The 21,413-nt window shown below is 44.3% G+C and carries 19 protein-coding genes; 11 read left to right on the forward strand and 8 right to left on the reverse strand.

The window, feature by feature from the left end:
• Nucleotides 1–62 precede the first annotated feature (62 nt).
• Nucleotides 63–956, reverse strand: coding sequence for a LysR family transcriptional regulator (locus tag OH463_RS12045; protein ID WP_009697182.1), 894 nt, complete (start codon nt 954–956; stop codon nt 63–65).
• Nucleotides 957–1,116: 160 nt separating this feature from the next.
• On the opposite strand from OH463_RS12045, the gene OH463_RS12050 reads away from it, so the two are divergent.
• A complete protein-coding gene (locus OH463_RS12050; RefSeq protein WP_009697181.1) occupies nt 1,117–1,986 on the forward strand; it encodes a Vmh family MBL fold metallo-hydrolase in 870 nt (289 codons plus the stop codon).
• Nucleotides 1,987–2,050: 64 nt separating this feature from the next.
• Here OH463_RS12050 and OH463_RS12055 read toward each other — a convergent pair whose 3' ends face one another.
• Nucleotides 2,051–3,631, reverse strand: a complete 1,581-nt coding sequence (locus OH463_RS12055) for a DEAD/DEAH box helicase (RefSeq protein WP_269991306.1) — start codon at nt 3,629–3,631, stop codon at nt 2,051–2,053.
• Between the two features lie 901 nt (nt 3,632–4,532).
• Between OH463_RS12055 and OH463_RS12060 the strand changes: the two genes are divergently transcribed.
• The 3 genes from OH463_RS12060 to OH463_RS12070 are packed head-to-tail and all read left to right on the forward strand — an operon-like array spanning nt 4,533 to nt 8,230.
• The gene (locus OH463_RS12060; protein WP_252045614.1) at nt 4,533–5,888 is read left to right on the forward strand and encodes a diguanylate cyclase domain-containing protein; all 1,356 of its coding nucleotides are present in this window, start codon (nt 4,533–4,535) and stop codon (nt 5,886–5,888) included.
• Nucleotides 5,875–7,191, forward strand: a complete 1,317-nt coding sequence (locus OH463_RS12065) for a glycosyltransferase family 2 protein (RefSeq protein ID WP_017819371.1) — start codon at nt 5,875–5,877, stop codon at nt 7,189–7,191. The genes OH463_RS12060 and OH463_RS12065 overlap by 14 nt, the downstream gene beginning before the upstream one ends.
• 1 nt (nt 7,192) lies before the next feature.
• The gene (locus OH463_RS12070; protein ID WP_009697177.1) at nt 7,193–8,230 is read left to right on the forward strand and encodes an HlyD family secretion protein; all 1,038 of its coding nucleotides are present in this window, start codon (nt 7,193–7,195) and stop codon (nt 8,228–8,230) included.
• Nucleotides 8,231–8,298: 68 nt separating this feature from the next.
• Here the strand turns inward: OH463_RS12070 and OH463_RS12075 are convergent, their stop codons facing one another.
• Nucleotides 8,299–9,006, reverse strand: a complete 708-nt coding sequence (locus OH463_RS12075) for a lipoate--protein ligase family protein (RefSeq protein WP_269991307.1) — start codon at nt 9,004–9,006, stop codon at nt 8,299–8,301.
• A gap of 238 nt (nt 9,007–9,244) precedes the next feature.
• Between OH463_RS12075 and OH463_RS12080 the strand changes: the two genes are divergently transcribed.
• Nucleotides 9,245–9,709, forward strand: coding sequence for a hypothetical protein (locus OH463_RS12080; protein ID WP_050921185.1), 465 nt, complete (start codon nt 9,245–9,247; stop codon nt 9,707–9,709).
• Between the two features lie 79 nt (nt 9,710–9,788).
• Nucleotides 9,789–10,115: a DUF4156 domain-containing protein gene (locus OH463_RS12085; protein WP_269991314.1), complete on the forward strand. Its 327-nt coding sequence runs from the start codon at nt 9,789–9,791 to the stop codon at nt 10,113–10,115.
• Nucleotides 10,116–10,169: 54 nt separating this feature from the next.
• Here OH463_RS12085 and OH463_RS12090 read toward each other — a convergent pair whose 3' ends face one another.
• Both OH463_RS12090 and OH463_RS12095 read right to left on the reverse strand, forming a co-directional pair.
• The gene (locus OH463_RS12090; RefSeq protein WP_005451340.1) at nt 10,170–11,219 is read right to left on the reverse strand and encodes a hypothetical protein; all 1,050 of its coding nucleotides are present in this window, start codon (nt 11,217–11,219) and stop codon (nt 10,170–10,172) included.
• A gap of 444 nt (nt 11,220–11,663) precedes the next feature.
• The gene (locus OH463_RS12095; RefSeq protein WP_005451342.1) at nt 11,664–12,812 is read right to left on the reverse strand and encodes an aminotransferase-like domain-containing protein; all 1,149 of its coding nucleotides are present in this window, start codon (nt 12,810–12,812) and stop codon (nt 11,664–11,666) included.
• A 124-nt stretch (nt 12,813–12,936) separates the two neighbouring features.
• Between OH463_RS12095 and OH463_RS12100 the strand changes: the two genes are divergently transcribed.
• The gene (locus OH463_RS12100; RefSeq protein WP_009697173.1) at nt 12,937–13,806 is read left to right on the forward strand and encodes an AraC family transcriptional regulator; all 870 of its coding nucleotides are present in this window, start codon (nt 12,937–12,939) and stop codon (nt 13,804–13,806) included.
• Nucleotides 13,807–13,898: 92 nt separating this feature from the next.
• Nucleotides 13,899–14,813 (forward strand): LysR family transcriptional regulator, encoded by a 915-nt coding sequence (locus OH463_RS12105; protein WP_005451346.1) that lies wholly within the window; start codon nt 13,899–13,901, stop codon nt 14,811–14,813.
• A gap of 72 nt (nt 14,814–14,885) precedes the next feature.
• Here OH463_RS12105 and OH463_RS12110 read toward each other — a convergent pair whose 3' ends face one another.
• From OH463_RS12110 to norR, 3 genes are all read right to left on the reverse strand, one after another.
• The gene (locus OH463_RS12110; RefSeq protein WP_017819366.1) at nt 14,886–15,419 is read right to left on the reverse strand and encodes a cytochrome b; all 534 of its coding nucleotides are present in this window, start codon (nt 15,417–15,419) and stop codon (nt 14,886–14,888) included.
• Between the two features lie 156 nt (nt 15,420–15,575).
• Entirely contained in the window at nt 15,576–16,223 is a 648-nt protein-coding gene (locus OH463_RS12115) for an HAD family hydrolase (RefSeq protein ID WP_017188655.1), read from the reverse strand.
• 97 nt (nt 16,224–16,320) lie between these two features.
• On the reverse strand, nt 16,321–17,853 hold the full coding sequence (norR, locus tag OH463_RS12120; RefSeq protein WP_050935311.1) for a nitric oxide reductase transcriptional regulator NorR: 1,533 nt from the start codon (nt 17,851–17,853) through the stop codon (nt 16,321–16,323).
• A 190-nt stretch (nt 17,854–18,043) separates the two neighbouring features.
• Between norR and norV the strand changes: the two genes are divergently transcribed.
• From norV to OH463_RS12135, 3 genes are read left to right on the forward strand one after another with little or no spacing between them, the layout of a single operon-like run.
• Nucleotides 18,044–19,546 (forward strand): anaerobic nitric oxide reductase flavorubredoxin, encoded by a 1,503-nt coding sequence (gene norV, locus OH463_RS12125; RefSeq protein ID WP_269991317.1) that lies wholly within the window; start codon nt 18,044–18,046, stop codon nt 19,544–19,546.
• A 10-nt stretch (nt 19,547–19,556) separates the two neighbouring features.
• A complete protein-coding gene (gene norW / locus OH463_RS12130; protein WP_269991321.1) occupies nt 19,557–20,705 on the forward strand; it encodes an NADH:flavorubredoxin reductase NorW in 1,149 nt (382 codons plus the stop codon).
• Between the two features lie 42 nt (nt 20,706–20,747).
• Nucleotides 20,748–21,086 carry a DUF1971 domain-containing protein gene (locus tag OH463_RS12135; RefSeq protein ID WP_009697167.1) on the forward strand — a complete coding sequence of 113 codons (339 nt, stop codon included), beginning with the start codon at nt 20,748–20,750 and terminating at the stop codon, nt 21,084–21,086.
• Nucleotides 21,087–21,413 lie beyond the last annotated feature (327 nt).

Genomic DNA, 21,413 nt, shown 5'->3' on the forward strand with positions numbered 1-21,413 from the left:
TCACGGATTTCGCTAGACTAACACAGGTTGAGAGTAAGGTTAGGACGTTTGCGGAAAAGTGCTCACCAGCGCTTGGATTCCGACATGCTAATGGAGAGATGATCGATAAAGGCTCTTAATAACGGTGTGACTTGTTTACGTGTGCCATAGATGGCATGAACGCCTAACGTTTTTGGGTGCCATTCTGGTAACAGCTGAATCAACTTACCCTCAGTGAGCAAATCCTTCACGGTTGGGAAAGGCTGTAAGCTGATTCCGTTACCATTTAAAGCGGCAGCAAGCAGTACTTCTGGGGTATTCGCGCTGATATTGCCTTTGATGGAGACTGATTCATCACCGTTTGGTCCAGAGAATATCCACTCGGAACGACCAAAATAGCTAAAGGAAAGACAATTGTGGTGTCCTAGATCTTGTGCGTTTAACGGTGCGCCTTTTTGTTCGATATATTTGGGGGACGCACATATCACCGAGCGGCATTCACCTAATTGCTTTGCTACGACATTAGCAGGTAACTCATTGGTGATGCGTATGGCAAGATCAATACGTGATTCCACAAGGTTTACGGTTTCATCTGTCGACACAATATCAATCGCCACATCTGGCCATTGTTCAACAAAGCTTGTGATTGCATCAATGAGGAAGCTACTCACAATGGAATAGCTTGCGGTAATACGCAATTGACCTTTTAGATTCACTCGATTTTGGTTTCGGATTCCGCTTAGGGACTCTTCAAGTGCAAGTAGCTCTCGTGCAATCTCAAGCGTCTCTTTACCTGCACTGGTTAAGCTGAGGCTTCGAGTTGTGCGGTGGAGTAAACGAGTATCCATCCACTTTTCGAGCTCACCTAAATAACGTGTCACTTTAGTTCGCGAAAGATCGAGATGCTCAGCGGCAGCACTTAAGCTTCCTCGCTCTACGATCGTGACAAAGACGTTCATTGCCTCAAGTCTGTCCATTCTGTTGCTTCACCTTAAGAAAATCGCCGTCACAGTATATGTCCGGATTTCGCAACAGTGAAAGTTAATTTGCTGTCTATTTCATCTAAAACCAATCAAATAAGATGACCTCAACACTAAACGAGCCGCATGAGTTGGTTCTCTAATACGGAATAAGATGATGAATAAGCGTTCAATTACTCTACTGATTACAGCACTAGCGGCATCGAACTATGTGTCGGCTGCGGACTTAACGATTACCCACTACAACCCCGGTGAAAATGCGATCTTTCCTGCAAGCTCTGTGCTTGTTTCTGGTGAAAAAGAGCTGATGTTGTTTGACGCACAATTTAGCGTCAAAGACGGAAAAAAATTGGTGGAACAGATTAAAAACAGTGGCAAAGAGCTGTCGATGATTTACATCAGCAGCGGTGACCCAGACTATTATTTTGGCTTAGAGCCTATTGTTGCTGCATTCCCTGATGTAAAAGTGGTTGCGAGCGAAGCGGTTGTTAAACATATCGAACGAACAAAAGACGCGAAACTGGCGTACTGGGGACCTATTTTGGAAGAGGGGGCACCATCAAAAATTGTTGTGCCTACTGTACTCAATGACACCACTCTGACGCTTGAAGGTAAGCACATTGAAGTAAAAGAAATCAATACTCATGATGCTTACCTTTGGGTGCCTGCGGAGAAAACTGTATTTGGTGGTGTATCGGTTTACAGTGGTGTTCATGTTTGGATGGCGGACACTCAGTCGAAACAAGAGCGTGCTCAATGGTCTCAATCGTTGGAGCGCATGAAAGCACTGAAACCAAAAACCGTGATTCCGGGACACTACCTTGGTGATATGCCGAAAGGTGTGGAAGGTGTTCAATTCACCATAAACTACATCGCAGACATCGAGCAGACGTTAGAAAAGTCAAGCAAGCCATCATCAAGCGAGATTTCGGCAGCGATGAAGGCTAAGTACCCACAGTTTGCTGCGACAGAAGGCGATCTTGAACTGGGCGCGAAAGTGCTAAGTGGTGAAATGGAATGGCATTAATCTAAGCTTGCTATTCGCCATACTGCCCAAAAAACAGCCCCTCATTGTGAGGGGCTGTTTTTTATTATTTTGCTACTTGCGGACGTGGCTTGCGACGTTGTCCTGATGGCTTGTTGCCTGACGGTTTGCCGTTTGAAGGTTTTGCACCCTCAGGTTTACCGCTGTTAGGCTTGCGGTTTCCTGATGGTTTACCACCGTTACCATTTTTATTTGCGCCTGATTTGTTCGTATTAGGCTGTTTGGTATTCGGCTTGTTACCGCTTGGCTTGTCGTTTGTGCGAGCTTGACCATCACGGTTGCCTTTTGGCTTACCAGCGCCGCCTTTGCCTGATTTGTTTTCGCCCTTGCCATTTTTGTTGTCGCTGTTGAAACGACGCTTTGGTTTGTTGTTACCGCCGTTGTTTTTCTTCTCAGCTGTTTGACCGTTTTCACCTTCTGCTTTTGGCTTCTTAGGCTTTTTCGGTTTCTTTGGCTTGATAGGGCGAGTATCAAGCTTCGACTCTGGCAATACGTTAGTTGGTGCGTAGCCTTCCAGTTCTTTACGAGGCAGCAGTTGTTGAATTAAACGTTCAATCGCAAACAACTCGGATGCTTCAAGTGCGCATACTAAAGAAATCGCTTTACCCACTTCACCAGCACGACCGGTACGACCGATACGGTGAACGTAGTCTTCAGCTACTTTTGGCAGCTCAAAGTTAACCACTTGAGGAAGCTGAGGAATGTCGATACCGCGCGCAGCGATGTCTGTTGCGACTAATACGCGAACTTCGCCAGATTTAAAGTCAGCTAGAGCTTTAGTACGTGCGCCTTGGCTCTTATTGCCGTGAATTGCAGCTGCTGTAATCTTTTGGTCGATTAGGAACTTGGCTAAGCGGTTCGCGCCATGCTTGGTTTTGGTAAATACCAATACTTGTTTCCAATCGCCATCTTTGATCAGCTTGACCAGCATTGGTGCTTTCTTCTTCACGTCTGCTGGGTAGATGCATTGTTCTACGGTGCGTGCTGTCGAGTTTGCTGGGTTAACTGAAATCTCAACAGGGTTGTTGACCAGACCTTTCGCAAGCTCACGGATTTCGTTTGAGAATGTCGCAGAGAACAATAGGTTTTGACGTTGCTTCGGTAGCAATTCAAGAATCTTGCGAATGTCGCGAATGAAACCCATGTCAAGCATGCGGTCTGCTTCGTCCAGTACTAGCATTTCTAGTTGGTCGAACTTCACTGCATTTTGGTTGTATAGGTCCATTAGGCGACCTGGTGTTGCAACCAATACGTCTGCACCTTTACGCAGGCGAAGCATTTGTGGGTTGATCTTCACACCACCAAATACCACTGCACTCGTTAGAGGTAGGTGACGGCTGTACATGAATACGTTTTCTTGTACCTGGGCAGCAAGCTCACGAGTTGGTGTCAGCACCAATGCGCGGATGTGGTTGCCGCGTACGCGTGGACCGTTTGACAGACGTTCAAGAATTGGCAGCGTAAAGCCCGCCGTTTTACCTGTACCAGTCTGTGCTGCTGCCATTACGTCTTTCCCTTCCAAAACAGCAGGAATTGCTTGAGCCTGAATCGGCGAAGGGGTGTCGTAGCCTTTTTCCTGAATAGCCTTAAGGATTGGAACAGATAGACCTAACGAGGTAAAACCCATATGTATGATTCTCAATTGTCGAGTTTGATAACAAGGCGTCGATTTTATGCGCGACGCGAAAAGTGCGACATTCTGAGGCTTTTGGGCGTTAGCTTCAACTATTTCCGTCATGGATAAATGTTTGAGGTAGATCTCATTTCGAAATTGAGTGAGCTAATCAAGCGATTTGAGCGTTGAAGAAGAGCTCTCATACCTTTGGCATTTTTGGTCGTGATGATAGAGGAGGGAGGCTTAACAACACATTTCATAGATATGAATGCTGTTGCTAAATGTAATTGTTGCTTATTAATTTAAAGGTGTCTTTTTTATTTTATAATATTTGGTTATGCAAATTAAATTATCTTTCTATTTATAAAGCAAAAATATAGCAAACGATAAAACGACGCTTTGTAATTGAAAATTAAGAATTAATCTAATTGATTTCATGTGTGTAAAGTGAAGATGAAAAAATAGAAATAATCGTCTTAACAATGAGACCAATTGCTGTGCTTAAATGCTGAACGCCGAAACGGCTATTAAAATAAATAGATATAGTGGTAATAAGAGCGATCATAAACCACATAGATAAATGATATTCAGCTTGCTTAATAAAGGTTCCTTAATGTTCTCGTTTCTTCGTATTAATTTAAAATATATATCCTCATTTCTTTATTATAAGTTCAACGTTATTCTTTCTGTCAATTAATTGACTGCTTCGGCGTGCCAGCGTGAAAGTACCGCTATGTAACGCCCTGATTTGAAAATTATATAAATTCACTGCTGTTTACCTGACCACGTCATTTAGCGGTTCGGGTTCAAGGCATTTTTTGCGTTCCTGTCGATTAAATTATTCAAAAAAGATCTGTAAAGGTTCTATATTTTTAATTAGTAGGTCGTTCTAATATTTGTGTGAGTAATAATCATGTTAATTGAGAATGAAAAGTTCTATTGGCTCGGGGATAAACCAACTGAATACGAACTTGAAAATGTAGAGTATATCAATGACGTAGAGGCACTGCCTGCTGGTATGGGAGGTATGTTTTGTGTAAACGCTTCGGAACCAAAGCAACTTGAAGGAATACTTAAAGCTTTTTACCAACAGCAAGAGCGATGGAGTTGGGCTGTCTACACCACGATTGAAACACCATATTCTCGATGTGTTACTGATGGCACTTTTGATTTAACGACGTCCTATAAAGCATGGCAAAGCTCGCGAAGCCGCCTTGAGTCGGTACCTCAGGTGACGTCGTTAGATCCGCTGATTGGCTGGCTTGGCATAAATAGAAACCGCAGATTAACGGCGATGAAAAGCCTTGAATCATCTTCAATTTATACGTATCCACTGATAGAAGCGTTTTACCCTGACATTTACTCAACCTATCGCTACGTGTTGTCCGAGAAAGCTCGAGATATTTTAGAAAGTGAACAACTGATGGATCGTATTCGTGTCTGTACGCATTGCAACAGCGGTCACTTGAATTACGTTGAAGTTTGCCCTCAATGTAGCAGTATCGACATTGAGTCTCAGAGTTCGCTTCACTGCTTTACTTGTGGTCACGTTGGTGAGCAGCAGTCATTTCAACGCCGCGGTAAGTTGGAATGCCCAAAGTGTTTAACGCAACTAAGACACATTGGTGTGGACTACGACCGCCCTCTAGAGAATCACGTTTGTAATCAGTGCTCTAATCTTTTTGTTGAAGCAGCAACGATGAGCCAATGCTTGAGTTGTGATGAGAAGATGAAGGTTGATGATCTCGTTGTGCGCAAGCTTTACCAATACCGTTTAGGTGAAGCAGGAGAATACATATTCCAGCACGGAAAGTCCTCTCAAGCTCCTGAGCTCTCAATCAAAGGTAAGGTTGAGAACAGTTTCTTCCAGAACTTACTCGCGTGGCTCAATAAAGTGGCTATGCGCCACAAAGAGCATCACCTACTTTTGGGGTTACACCTTCCATCTTTAGATGAGTACGGAAAGCAGCACGGTGACGCCAAGCTTTTCTCCTTGATGGATCAACTGACTAAGCGTCTTAGTGAGATATTCAGAGATACGGATATCTGCTGCCAATTTAAGCAAGATGTGTTGCTGGTGCTCATGCCGAATACCGAAACGTCTAGCTTATCGGTATTGCAGAACAAACTCTCGGCACTGGGAAGCCAAATTGAAGATGAAGAGTTTGAGCTCAATGTCTTCTCATGGGCACTTCCTCAAGCAAGTATTGAAGATGGCGTAGCGGTATGGTTAGAAACACTGGTTGGTGATATTTATGCTGCAAGATAGTCTTGTTCTGCTTGATTATCTTCGAGGGATGCTGCTTCACAATGAAGAGCTGTGGCTACTGCTATTCCCGGTCATGATTATTATTGAACTGCCCTTGTACCTGTTGGTATTAACGGGCATTTTTCGATGGTCGTATGATCAGGAAGACGTTGAATTGACGCAGTTTCCATCGATCAGTTTTGTCATCACTTGTTATGGCGAAGGGGATGCGATTGGAATCACCATCGACACTTTAGTTGAACAAGTGTATCCGGGTCACATAGAAATTCTTGCCGTCGTAGATGGTGCGGTACAGAACCAAGATACTTACCAAGCGGCGTTGAACGGAGAACTGCGTCACGCTGGCGTCCGCAATCGCAAAGTACGGGTTATTCCAAAGTGGCAACGTGGCGGACGAGTGTCGACTCTTAATGCTGGTTTATCTGTTGCTCAGGGCGAGATTGTGATTAACGTCGATGGTGATACCTCCTTTGATAACGACATGGTGTTTACCATGATGAAACAATTTACATCGAAAGATGTGATTGCAAGCGGAGGCGCGTTACGGGTTAGAAATCATGACGCCAATATTCTGACAAAAATGCAGTCCTTAGAATACATGTTGTCCATGCAAGCAGGCAAAACTGGGATGGCAAAATGGGGCGTATTAAATAATATTTCAGGCGCGTTTGGGGCTTTTAGAAAAAACTTACTCAAACAAGTGGGTGGCTGGGATACGCATACTGCAGAAGATTTGGATTTAACCATGCGTTTAAAACAATATAAGCGACGCTATCCAAACAATAAATTAGCTTTTGCCACACATGCGATTGGGCATACCGATGTTCCAGATACCTTAAAAGGGCTAGTTATGCAGCGTTTAAGGTGGGATGGCGATTTGCTTTTCCTATTTTTGCGTAAGCACAATGAAGGATTATCACCATCTCTTTTGGGGTGGGGTAATTTTCTATTTACTCTCGCTTATGGTGTGGTTCAAAACGTCTTATTACCTTTGTTAGTTGTTATTTTTACGGTGTATATGCTTATAGCGTATCCGCTTAAATTTGTTTTAGCGTTAATGCTGTTGCTGTACTTAACGTATTTATTTCTCTCTTTAATTATATTTATTGTTTATATTGGGCTGGTATCTGAGAGAAGAAAAGAAGACTTAAAATTTACGAAATGGCTATTTCTATACCCCGTTTATCAGTTTTTCATGCGTCTAATAACGGCGTTTTCGATGGTGAATGAGGTAGTAAGACGCAGTCACGAAGAATCTAGCATGGCACCTTGGTGGGTATTGAAACGAGGTAAAAAGTTTTAGTATGAAAGTTAACTTTCACTTAGATAAAAAGAACAAACCACAATCTGAGAGTGGCATGAAAGTCGCCTACGGTCAGGCGAAGCGTGGTGGTTATCGACTTCGTTGGTATCTGATTTTGGCAATTGTCATTAGCCCGCTGTTATTTATGGCTTATTACTTGTTTAAGACGCAGATTCTAGTGACTGCGCCCGGTATCGTGACCTCTTATCCATTAACGATAACGGCGACTCAAGCCGCAATTGTTGGACCGATTCCGGCGAATGTCGGTGACGAGGTAGGCAAGGGGCAGTCTTTAATTCTATTGGCAGATAGTGCGTTAAACAAAGAAGTCGAGTTTTTACAAAAAGAGTTGGTTTCGTTGTCCAATAACAAGGTTCAAAGTACTGATGAGTTGTACCAGCAAGCGATAGCCAGTACCAAAACAAGCCTCGCTAAGGTGCAACAAATTCAGCAAAAGTACGACCAATTTAGAAAGAAAGGTCAGGTGTCAGAAGTGGATTACGCTGCGGTAGTTAACGTGAGCAATGCCATTGATAGCCAATTGAGCGACCAAGAAATAGCTTACATCAATGCCAAACGTGATAGAGAGCAATTGGCATTGGCGGGGCCGGTTGCACAGCAGTATCGAGCGTTAATGCAAGAGCTTGTCGTAAAGCGTGCCCAACAAGAGAGCTTGACGTTTAGAGCACCGTTTAGTGGTCGAGTTTTGGATATTCATGTTCATGAAGGTCAGCGCGTTACAGAGAATGCACCATTATTGACGGTAGCTCAGAACGTAACACCGGACATTACCGCATTTTTAAATCCTAAGTATCTGGATTACAGCCAAAAAGGAACCAAAGCGAAGGTCATCTTCCCTGACGGTAAAAAGTTATCTGCGACAGTTTCAAGACCGGTTGAAGTGGTTAACAAGCTACCCCAAGAGCTGCAAAGCCCATTTGAGGGTCAACCAGCGTACCTGAAAGTCACATTATCTTTTGACGAACCCGTAGAGCAAACGAGATGGATTGAGGGCGTTGAAGTGGAAGTTCGTTTTTAACTTAATGAGTTTAATAAATGATAAAAGGGAGCAAATGCTCCCTTTTTTGATGAATATCGCGAATAGACTCAATGCTTCGCGTGATCCAAAAACGCTTGAGTCAGCGTTTGAAACAACGTATCAACACTTAGTTTTTGTTCTATATGGTCGAATAGGGGAGTATGAACGTCGCCACGAATATCATCGTTATGCCCGCAAAGGCGATTACATAGCTTTACTGGTTCAACGATTTTTTCTACGTCAGCATCTATGAGAATACAGGCTTGAGAGAGCACTACTTGTCCTCCGCCTTTTTTCAGTAAGACACGTTGTGCTGTCCCAACCACTTTTTTCCCATCAATATTTAAGTTGTATTCGCCATCACAATAGGAGTTTGGCGTAGCGTGCACATCAACTTTGACACCTAACTGTTTAAAAAACACGGCGAGTACGGAACATAAGTCGAGATACGCTTTTTTAATGTTGTAAGGTTGACCTTCAGACCAGTGGTAGATATGAGAGAGGTTTATGATCCCCGGAACCTGTGGAACTGGTGCACCGCCGGTTTTACGTGAAAACAGCCTCCAACCTGAGTCTGCTAGATCTTGTTCTAGTTGCTCTGAAATTGTCCACTTCTTACCTGCTGGAAGCACTAGCGTAGGGCTTTTGACTTGCCACAACAGTAATACTTGAGAAAGTTGACCAGATTGAACAAGCTTGATTAACTCGTCTTCTTTGCTGAATACGTCAGCTACTTCTTTAGATTGGTAACGGATCAGTTTGTTTTTCGAAGTCAAATTCAGTCCCTCTTGCCGCTTACTCCTCTGTTTTACTCTAATTTGGTCAAAAAGCAAATCGCCTAGTTATTTATGTTTTCTATTAAATTATTAACTAAAACATAAACTTAATAAAAATCCATTTAATTAAGCTAAATTTTAATGATTTTATTTTGGGCGCAAGTGTTGCGTATGCAATGATTGTTATGTAATCTTTTTTATACCGTGAGTCCCAACAACATGAAAAGAGAATATCGCTATGAAAAAGACACTCAGCTTTGCTCATCGAATCACCTCTATTAGTGCATACCTGCTCATCATGAGCTTTTTCACCAGTACAGTCGCGGTTGAGTTGTTTGGTGATCATCACACAATTTTGGCGGTTAAAACTTATATCTCGTACGCGATTTGGGCAGTTGTCCCTCTTATGGCAGCAGCTGGCATAACCGGGTCAAAGATGGCTCCGAATGTGAAAAAAGGACCTCTAGCGGCAAAGAAAAAGCGTATGCCTTTCGTTGCGATGAACGGCATCTTGATTTTGGTTCCGGCGGCGATTTATTTGCAGCATTTAGCCGCAAGTAATCAGTTTGATACGACCTTCTATATTGTTCAGTTGGTTGAGTTGCTTGCTGGTTTCACGAACCTAACATTGATGACGCTGAACATTCGCGATGCGCGTGCATTAAAGAAGCCTAAGAAAGCTCCTAAACGAGCGGTTATGTAAAGCATAAAAATAATTTGTTGGTCATTGCCTAAACGATAAATAGAATCCGCAGACGATTTAATTCTAAGGCGATGAAATTATGAAAAAGTTAATGACTGGTGCAGCATTAGCAGCGTTATTAACTGGCTGTGTGACGTTCCCAACACAAGAATCTGAACAAGTTAAAGTGATTTGGGATGACGCAAACGCAATCGCGAACTGCCAACATTTAGGTACAGTGATCGGCTCAGAAGGTCACTTCTATGACTACTGGTTGCATGCGGACAAAGATATGGTTTGGGGAACGCTGAACCAAATGCGTATCAAAGCTGCTGAACTGGGGGGCTACACTCTTTATTTGTACCAACCGCTTGGTTTTTCGAGCTCAGTGACAATGTTCGCTAACGCGTATAAATGCCAGAACTAATAAAAGCAGACCTGAGGTCTGCTTTTGTTTTTGTGTAATCGTCAATTTTGCTATCTAATTCAAGCCCGCCGTTGCCATGGCGACCGCATCAGTAAATGACACCGAGAATGCTTCGTCGGTATTCAACACCTTCGCAGGAAATTCCAGGCTAAGCTTCATTTCGGATGCGACTTCCGACTCGATACTGGTAATGAAAGTGCGTGTTTCTCCCGGAGCAATCACCAGATCAGTTCCGCTTTCTGGACCGAGTTCAGCGATTCCCACGGTTGTTAGACCATTTCCCTCGCTGTCCACTAAGCTCAACAAGGATTCTGATTTGTAGATAAGTTCACCTTTGTCTGTTTGGTATGCCCTAAACGTATTGAAGTTTGGTTGTAGTTCACCATCAGCGGATAGGTTAGTCACAGAGAAGGTCACATTGGAGCCATCGAACTTTTCAACTTTAACCAAAACATTTGGGTCTTGATAGCGAGCTGCTGCTGCGGCTGCCGCTAACTCTTGCTGTCTTTCTTTCTCACGTTCTACTTCTTCTTGGCGCGCCTTTTCTTCTGCGAGCTTCGCTTCTTCTTCAGCAATACGTTTTTCTGCCATCGAATAAGACTTATCGACCATTGTTAGCAGAGCTGGTATTGAAAATGCAGTTAACCCCTCTAAATGGTCAAAATCGATTTTTGCATGCGTAGTGAGTTGGTTGGTTGAGAACTGGCAGTGCCCGTCAATAAGGCTCACAAACGCTACTTCAAAAGTCCCTTGAAGCTTACTCACTTCTACGCCTGCTTTTTCGATGTTTTCTCGTACTTGCTTGATTTCTTCTAATGACTGCTTGGATAACGGTCCATTTGGTGAAACATTGTTAGAGACAGAGACAAGCTCTTCGGTCACAAACGGATTATTTTTTGCTGGGACAACAGTAGTGATTAGATTTGATTTGGTGATGTCTTCACCCAGCAATATCGTCATTTTCTGAGAAGCGGCGGTCTTGTTACCCGCTAGTACGTCGCTACAGTTTGGTGAATTGCCCGCATGCGCTGTTTGTATGGCTGCGAGAGAAAGCATGGCGGACAAGCCCGTGACGACGAGTCCTTTCGATGGTCGATTGTTCATCCTGATAAACCCCTCTGTAATATGATGCGCTAAGCCGACGTGTATAAGACCAATCGCGGATTGGTATAGCGACATTCAGAATGGTTGTAATTGCGTCCTCACCACGTTCATCTTCATCTTCACAAGACGACATTGCTGATGGTATCAGCTCGACTTTCGATGGTGATAAGCCATCACGATCAAAAGTGTTTGAATTCGCAGATGATGCTGCAAGGGCGATGTCTTTTTTCTGAAAGATAGACGTAACTTTTCCAAGCTTCAAATACGTGATCGAGATCTATTTTTTGCGATAGTGCGAGGATCAAGCGAAAACAGACACTTAAGCTAGAGAGTTGATTTTGAGAGAAAAAAAATAAATTTTTTAGGGAACTTTTTATACTGCTGCCTTTGGGACTTAATTCGCATCCCAAAGGCAGGTGATTGGATTCTAAAGGGGAATTCGGATTACAGCGCGTTCAGTACATCAGCTAAACGGGTTACGGCAACTCTGAGTTCATCAGGTGTTGCGTTGGTGAAGTTCAAGCGAAGCGCTGCTTTTACTTCTGAACCTTCTGGGTAGAACACTGGGCTCGGTACGACAGCTACACCGTTCGCAAGCAATGACTTCGCTAGCTCAAACGTATCGCACTCTGGAATCTCCACCCATACGAACATACCGCCATCAACCGGTTTCAATACACAACTTGTCGGAAGCTGTTTTTCTAATTCTGCATACATCACGTCGTAGCGCGATTTGTATAGCTCACAAATAGTAGAGATGTGGGTTGCAAAGTTATCGTGTTGCAATAGACCGTGCAACAGGGCTTGCATAGGCACGCTAGAATGCAGGTCTGCACCCTGTTTGATTTTAATCAGTGGCTCTAGGTAGCTGGTTTTACCCGTTACAACACCGATTCGTAAACCCGGAGAAGCGATCTTAGAGAAAGAACGCAACACGATAGAGTTTTGTGGGCAGAAGTCAGATACCAAGGGCAGAGCTTCACCAGAGAAGCGTAACTCGCGGTATGGTGCATCTTCAATGAAAGCCACGTTGTATTGAATACAAAGCTCCGCAACCTTTTGGCGTGTTTCCAGTGCCCAGCAAACACCTGTTGGGTTATGGAAATCTGGCACGGCGTAGAACATCTTTGGTTGTTGCTTAGCGAAGCATTGCTCGAGCTCATCAAGGTTTGGACCAAATTCTGTTTGAGAAACGGTAACGATGTTTGCTTGAACTAAACCAAATACCTGCATGGCACCTAAGTAACTTGGCGCTTCCATCACGACTTTGTCACCTGGATTCACGTAAGCACGTGCGATCAAATCCAAACCTTGCTGGGAGCCAGTAGTGATCATCGCAGTGTGTGTTTCAGGCAGTTTGAAGTAACCGTTTAGGAAGTTTAGTAGTGGTCCATAGCCTGCCGTTGAACCGTATTGGAAAACTTCAGGCATGTTTGCCAAGTTCTCTAATGTTGGCTTCATCAGCTCGATAGGAAAGGTTTTTTCATCTGGCAAACCACCAGCAAGTGAGATGACGTTTTTATCGCTAGCGGCAGCGAGGATCTCTCGAATGTACGATGACTTTACTTGTTGCAGTGACTGTGCGATTTCCATGTGTTGTGTTTCTCGTATTTTTTAATTTTATGTGAAAGATAGTACATGGGATTTGCTAACTAAGGTGTGTCCATTTATGCTGTTAAACATGTCCATTTATGCTATTTAAGTAAAGCGATAAGCTATGAGCCAGCAACAGGTTTCCAGAATCAATGACGTGCTGTTCTATATTCATCAAGACATCAGTAGAGAATTATCCGCCAAAGAGCTAGCTGATGTAGCGGCGTATTCTGAACAGCACTTCCACCGTATATTTAAAGATGTAGTAGGTGAGTCTATTCATCAATACATACGTCGTACGCGAATGGAATACGCAGCAAATCAGTTGATGTTTGATACTAAATCGTCGGTATTGGAAATTGCTAATAAGTGTGGTTTCAGCTCAGTGTCGTCTTTTAGCCGTGCTTTTAAAGCGACGTTTGAATTGTCTCCAGGAGCATGGCGTAAGCATGACCTTCATGTGGCAGAAAAGCCGTATTTGAAGGATCCGGAAGTGGCAGCAGGGTATCATCGAGTCGCAAAGCGCACTCTACCAGAGCCAAAGATTATTGAAGTTCCACAACGCTTTGCTGCGTACGTTCGACATGAAGGTTACAACCGTTCGATTCGTAATGCGTGGCTGGTGCTGAAAGCGTGGGCGAACTCTGAGCAGCGTGATTTCTCTACTCAATATGGTTTGCACCATTCCAACCCTGCTTGGGTAGAGCTGGATAAGTGTCGCTATGTCGCGTGCATGGCGATTGATAAACCGCTTAAATACCGTGGTGTGGTGAATCAAATGACCATTCCAGGTGGCTTACACGCGGTGTTCCGATTAACAGGCGTCTATGGTGAGCTTTTGCCGCAAATCAGCATGGTATTGGAAAAGTGGTTACCTAACTCTGGTTTTAAGCAACGTTCGACACCTGCTTATGTGCACTATCATAAAAACCATTTTCTTAATCACGAAGAAGTCTTCGAGTTAGATTTCTATTTACCTATCAGTTTCTTCTAATAGTCTTTGCTTCAAATTGAATGCTTTACTATTGTGTGGGAAGAAAATAGCCATTAATAACCTCAGACTTTATAGAATAAGTTGAAAATAAAATGAACATAGAACATCTAAAACTTTTCGTTCGTTTAGCATCGACCCACAATATCAGTATGGCGGGACAAGAGCTGGGATTATCTCCTGCGGTTGCTAGTGCCCATATTAATAAATTGGAAGAAGGTTTGGGCGTGCGCCTTGTACATCGAACCACGCGCAAGGTTTCGTTAACAGAAGAGGGGCAGGCATTCTTACCTCATGCTGAAGAAGTGTTGGCAACGGTTGAAGCGGCACGAGGCGCTGTAGGTGTTGGTCACAAGGCGCCAACAGGGACGTTACGAGTCACCGCATCTGCATCTTTTGGGCGCTTGCATTTAGTGCCAGCACTTAAAGGGTTTATGGCAAAGTACCCAGAGTTGACCATTGATTTTCGCTTCTCCGATTCGATTATCGACATGGTGGAAGGTGGCTTCGATGTTGCTGTTCGCCTTGCCGAGCTGAAAGACTCGTCTCTAGTGGCACGCAAACTTGCTCCAGATCGTCGTATTGTTGTCGCGTCACCGGAGTATTTGGCGCAGCATGGCACACCTCAATCGCCAGAAGAGCTTGTAAATCATGAATGTGTGACTTTGGCTGGTTTGGAGAACTGGGTATTTGAAACCCCAGAAGGGCAGTACTCGATGCGCGCTTCTGGCAGCTTTAGAACCGATAATGGTGATGCAATGCGTGATGCTTGCATTGATGGGCTTGGGGTTTCAATTAACTCGATTTGGAGCGTATACAAACAGCTACAAAAAGGTGAGTTAGTCGAAATATTACAAGACTATCCATTAGTGATGAATGCGAGTATCTGGGCGGTCTACCCGAGCTCTCGCCTGATCGCCCCTAAAGTTCGAGCGTTTATTGACTATTTCGCGGAGTATTACGGTCAACCGCCTTATTGGGAGCTTGAACTGGCAGAACAGCAAAAGTAGCCTGAATAATATTCAATGGAAACGCCACTTAATTCGCATTAAGTGGCGTTTTTTCTTATAAAATTAAGAAGATTAGCTGCGACCAAGCATACGTGAGATGGTGCCATCCTTATCGATCACTTGGTGTTTGATAGCGCCAGCAACGTGCAAAACAAACACTAAGATGAGCACTTCTACCGCAGAGTGATGAATCGTTGAGCCAAGCTCTTGCAGCCAAGGTGTTTCTGCGCCTTCTGCGATGATCACCCACCCGAAAATATCAACAGCTCGACCACCGCCAGCACTCATAGCAATACCAGAGATAGGCATTGCTAAGGTGGCTAACAGTAGAATACCGTGGACTGCCTTGGCTGCTTTGTCTTGCCATGCTGGCATCTTAGAAGCTGGTGGTAGAGCGCCTTCTTTTAAGCGCCACACTAGACGAGCAAGAGCGATAACTAAAAGGATAGCGCCTAGCGATTTATGAATCCCGTACCATTCGAATTTTACTGGGCTGCGTGGTAAATCCACCATGTATAAACCAAGTGCGAACACACCAATAAAAGCGAGTCCAGTTACCCAGTGCAAAGCAATAGTTTGCCAAGTTAAAGGCGTTTTGTTGAGCATAAGATAATCCTCTTTTTCTTTGTGGTTATACGAACGATTATCCATTAATGTTGTGAATAGAACTACACATGTCAGTGTAAAGTTGGGTAAATTTTGTTCACAAAAAACGCTCCGAAAGTTGGAGCGTTTTGCGTTAATTCAATGAGCAAAAATTGCTTAGCCTTGTTTTAACTCAGCGAGAGCGTGGTGCAGTGAAGGAACGATCGCATGACCAAATCCACGCACTTCTTCACAAGGTTCAACGAGGTCTGGGATTTGGAAAGTTACCATGTTGGCAGCAACAGCAGCACGAACGCCATTATTTGAATCTTCAAAGGCGAGACATTTGGTTGGTTCTATGTCTAAACGACTTGCCGCAAGCAAATAAATTTCTGGATCGGGTTTACCGTGTGAAACTTCACAGCCAGTAGTTAAGTTGTCGAAATACTGGCTCAAACCTGCCAATTCCAACTTCTTTTTCGCCACTTCTTTTGCTGTAGAAGTGGCAACAGCAATGGGTAACCCTTGCTCTTTCAACCATTCAAGTAGCTCAATCACTCCTTCTTTGACCGGAATGGCTTGGTGTTTAACTACCGCATCGTATCGGTCGCGCCATTCTTTGTGTAAGCGGTCAAGATCATCCCCATAAGCTTTGCGGAAAATCACTTCAATGCCGGCTGCATTGCGACCAATGATTGAAAGGTAAACGTCTTTATAGAATGGGAGGTTTTGTGCTTCACACGCTTCTTGGAAAATGCGCATGCACACACGTTCCGTATCGAGGAGTAAACCATCCATGTCAAAAATAGCAGCTTGAAAATTCATTACGTTATGACTTGTCGATTGAGATGGCGCATTTTGACATAAGCGAAAACGATTTTCTTGTGGAATTCCACCATCTCACATGCTTTTTACTCAATCCTTATTTTATTCCTAAGCGTTTTGCTAAACGGTGCAAATTGCCGTTATCCAGCTCAAGTTGACGTGCCGTTGCTGCCCAGTTACCTTGGTTCTCTTCCAGTGATCGAACAATCATCGCTTTTTGGAATGCGTCTGTGGCTGGTTTTAATCCGCCTTCTGGCAGCTCTAAGCGAGAGTTTTGTTTCGTTTCTTCAACGTTCTTGATGTTCTGATTCGGCGTTCGAATATCAAAATCTTGTTCGACTAACTCAATATCCATGGAATGGGTGCGTGCTTTTGCCAAAACTCCAGCCCGTTTGATGACATGTTCGAGTTCTCGAACGTTGCCTGGCCACGAATAATCCTTAAGTGCGTGAACGAGCGTAGGGGACAAGCGAATGCTGTTCAATCCGAGCTTACTTCTCAAGTGTTCAGCAAAGAAGCCCGCTAGCAACACTACATCATCCTCGCGTTCGCGAAGAGGTGGCACATGAAGTGGGAAGACGCTTAGGCGGTGATATAAGTCGGCTCGAAAACGCCCAGCGGTGACTTCTTCATGCAAAATACGGTTGGTGGCGGCGACAATACGTGTATTGACTCGGATATGACGGTCGTCACCCACTCGTTGGATGTCGCCGTATTGTAGGGCTCGAAGTAACTTGGCTTGTAGCTCTAATGACAGTTCACCGACTTCATCCAAAAACAGTGTGCCGCCATCTGCTTGTTCGAATTTACCCTTACGATTACTGATTGCGCCCGTAAATGCGCCTTTGATGTGCCCAAACAGTTCGCTCTCTGCTACGGACTCCGGCAGTGCCGCACAGTTGAGGTAAACCAAGGTATTGCTGGAACGATTGGAGCGATGGTGAATAGCGCTGGCGACTAATTCTTTACCCACGCCAGTCTCACCCATGATCAGTACAGACAACTCGGTATCGGCGACTGCATCTATTTGTTCTTGAAGATTCTTCATCCCCTGAGAGTTGCCAATAATTTCGTTGCTCAAGGTGCGTTTCTCGGCGTAAGAATCACGTGGCAGGCTCGCTTGAGTTTCTAGTTGCTCTAACAGTAGAGCTGTATGTAAGCCACCTGCGGCTAATGCACTAACAAAACGTAATTCTTGGTTACGCAACCCATCAAATTGGTTGGGGTCGAAGGCGTCAATCGTAATAGCACCAATGAGCTGATCGTCGATCAGCAAAGGTAAACCAATGCAGGAATGGACATGCAGTTTGTCATCGTGGTTTGGAATCAAGCCGTCGTAAGGATCAGGTAAGTCGCTGTCAGAGGGAAAGCGCACGATGTCGCCAGCTCGGGCAATGGCTTCTAACCTTGGGTGCTGCTCAATGGAGAAACGGCGTCCCAGCACTTCTTCTGCCAAACCATTGATCGCTAACGGCTTAAAGTGCTGATCTTCATACAAAAGAAGGGCAGAAGAGTCACACTTTAATACCTCTCGAATCGTGGTTAACAACGTATCAAAACGAGCTTGCTGAGTGAGTGCTGAGTTAAGGTCTTGTGTGATGTGTAGCCACTGCGCGATTAAAGAAGTCATAACCAATACCAATTGTGTCAATATGACTATTGTAGTGTCTTAATGACAATTTTCAACTGTGTCTTAATGACAGTTATTATTTTTGATTTTGTTTTAACTTGTTGAAAATAAAGAAATTAAAAAGTTGGCATGCCCGATGCAGTATAAAAGTCAGTTCTTCTTATTTATTTCGTCATTCAAGGTAGTAATTATGACAATTCACGTAAAAAACAACATTCATTGGGTAGGTCAGCGCGATTGGGAAGTTCAGGACTTCCATGGTACAGAATACAAAATGACAAAAGGTACCAGCTACAACAGTTATCTAATTCGTGAAGAGAAAACCGTACTGATTGATACGGTCGATCATCGATTCAGTCAACAATTCATCCAAAATTTAGAGATGGAAATCGACCTTAAGTCTATCGACTTTATCGTGGTAAACCATGCAGAAGAAGATCACTCGGGCGCATTGTCTGCATTGATGGAGAAGATTCCGAACACGCCAATTTACTGTACAGAAGCGGCGATTGACTCCATCGTTGGTCATCACCACCATCCCGAGTGGAACTTCAAAACCGTAAAAACGGGCGACAGTATCGATATCGGTAATGGCAAGCAACTGGTGTTTGTGGAAGCGCCAATGCTGCATTGGCCGGACAGCATGATGACATACCTAGCGGGCGATGCGGTGCTATTCAGTAACGACGCATTTGGTCAGCACTACTGCGATGAACGTCTGTTCAATGATGAAGTGGACCAAAATGAATTGATGGAGCAGTGTTTGCGTTACTACTCAAACATCCTAACGCCATTTAGCAGCTTGGTAACCGCTAAAATCAAAGAAGTGCTGAGCTTCAACTTGCCTGTCGACATGATCGCAACGTCACACGGTATTGTATGGCGCGATAATCCGGTTCAAATCATCGAGCAATACTTGGCGTGGGCAGACAATTATCAAGAAGATCGCATTACGATTTTCTACGATTCTATGTCAAACAACACTCGAATGATGGCCGATGCCATTGCGCAAGGCATTCACGATGTCGACCCTAGTGTGGCGGTCAAAGTCTTTAATGTCTCTAAGCACGATAAGAATGAAATTCTCGCCAATGTATTCCGCTCAAAAGGTATCTTGGTTGGTTCGTCTACGATGAATAACGTCATGATGCCGAAGATCGCAGGCATGCTAGAAGAAATTACCGGTCTGCGCTTTAAAGCGAAGAAAGCCGCTGCGTTCGGTAGCTACGGTTGGAACGGTGGTGCGGTGGATCGTATCCATGCTCGATTGACTGACGCAGGCTTTGAAACGGCGGTGAGCTTGAAAACCAAATGGCGACCAGATGGTAAAGCGATGCGTGAATGTCGCGAACATGGTCAAAACATCGCGAAATTGTGGGCAAAGCATGACCTGACAAGTCCTGTTATTTCTCCGGCGATTGCTGCGTCTGCACCACAAGTTCAATCACAACCCGTTGCGTCAGCAACAACACTGGCGATAGTAGACACTGCTCCTAGCAACCCTAGTACTGAGGCGCATCCCGCAGATTGTCAATGCATGGTTTGCACCGTTTGTAATTGGGTATACGACCCAGCAAAAGGCGAGCCTAATCAAGGTGTTGAACCGGGTACGGCATGGTCTGAAGTGCCAGATTACTTCTTGTGCCCAGAATGCCACTTGGGTAAAGACGTCTTTGTCGAATACAACGGGTAAGGGGGCGAATATGCAAGCACCTATTGTGATTATTGGCAGTGGCTTCGCCGCTTACCAATTGGTGAAAACAGTGCGTCGAATGGACGCACATATTCCGCTACAAGTGTTTACTGCTGATGATGGCGCGGAATACAACAAGCCTGATTTGAGTCATGTATTCAGCAACAAGCAAACCGCCCAGGACCTAGTGGTTAAGAGTGGAGAAGCGTTTGCACAGGAACACAACATTGAGTTATTTGCCCATACCATGATTGAGCATGTCGATGTGCAAGCTCAGCAAGTGGTAGTCAATGGTCAAGTCTATCCTTACTCCAAATTGGTATTTGCGATAGGTGCGAGAGCCTTTGTGCCACCGATGTCAGGTAATGCGGCATCTGAGGTGATCACGTTAAATTCACTCCAAGAATACCAATTGGCAGAAGAGAAAATTAGCCGTGCGAAACGTGTTTTAGTGATTGGTGGTGGGTTGATCGGCGTCGAGATTGCCATGGATCTCGCGACCAGTGGTAAAGCGGTTACGGTGGTTGAGCCAAATCCCCGTTTGCTCGCTAACCTGATTCCTGAATTCGTCGCATTACCGCTCGAAAACCAACTTAAGCAGCAAGGTATTCAACTTGCTTTGGAGACTGGGGTTGTCGCGATCAATCACTCAGATGATTCGCTGGTAGCAAGCGTGAGCAAAGGTAATGCAATCGAAGCCGATGTAGTGATTTCAGCGGCGGGTTTACGTGCTAACACTTGGTTAGCGAAGGCTTGTGGGGTGTGCGTCAATAAAGGCATCAAGGTGGATGCTCGATTACAGACATCAGTAGCCAATGTATTTGCATTAGGCGATTGCGCCGAGATCCAAGGTCGAATGATGCCGTATCTCCAACCGATCGTGCTAAGTGCCAATGTGTTAGGCAAACAGCTACTGGGGCAAGAAGCAGAGTTGAAACTACCACCTATGATGGTAAAGGTGAAAACGCCGAGCTACCCAATTCAATTAGCGGGCGATTTTAGTTCGGTGACGAACTGGAGCGTGCAGATTTCTCAAACTGGTATTGCCGCAAAGGCTGAAGATGAAAATAGCCGACTCAAGGGCTTCGTCGTGACGGGCGAACAAGTCAGCCAAGCATTTCCATTACTTCGAGAGTTGTCTCAAGCCGGTCAGGCTTAACCGATTTAAACGAAAAGAATTGTAATTAGAGAGGGTATCATTATGTCGCACTTACGAATTCCTAAAGACTGGACTGTTCAACGTTCAACGCCTTTCTTCACTAAAGACAATGTGCCACCAGCGCTACTGACTCATCATAATACCGCTGAGGGTGTGTTTGGGCAGCTGTGTGTCATGGAAGGGCAAGTGACTTACTACGGCTTTGCTGATGAAAATGCCACAGAAGCAGAATTGGTGGTGGTGATTAATGCAGGCCAGTTTGCTACCAGTCCTCCGCAATATTGGCACCGAATTGAGATGAGCGATGATGCTCAGTTCAACATCAATTTTTGGTCGAACAAAGATAAGAGTGGGCAAGCGATGTTCCACGCGAAGAAATAACGCATACAGAAGTGAATACAGCGCTAATTTGTCGGGAAGAAGCGTTTACTATCACACTATGCATTAAGCGTAGGCAAAAGAGCAGAGATTCGTCTCTGCTCTTTTTTGTCTCTTACTTTACGACGATTACAAATGATGTTGAATAATGGTTTGCGTACACAGAACTCCGACGAGAAGAGCGTTAAAACGAAACCGTGCTCTCATTTATGTGATGGATATCAATTATATAGTTGGAATGTAACAAAAAGTTACGATGTTTTTGTTGTGTTATAACGTAATTAATATTGAAAAGCTCGAGTTATTCGGAAAGAATCAACTTAAGGAAAT

Source organism: Vibrio sp. NFR (assembly GCF_027587095.1).
GTDB classification, from domain to species: Bacteria; Pseudomonadota; Gammaproteobacteria; order Enterobacterales; family Vibrionaceae; genus Vibrio; species Vibrio harveyi.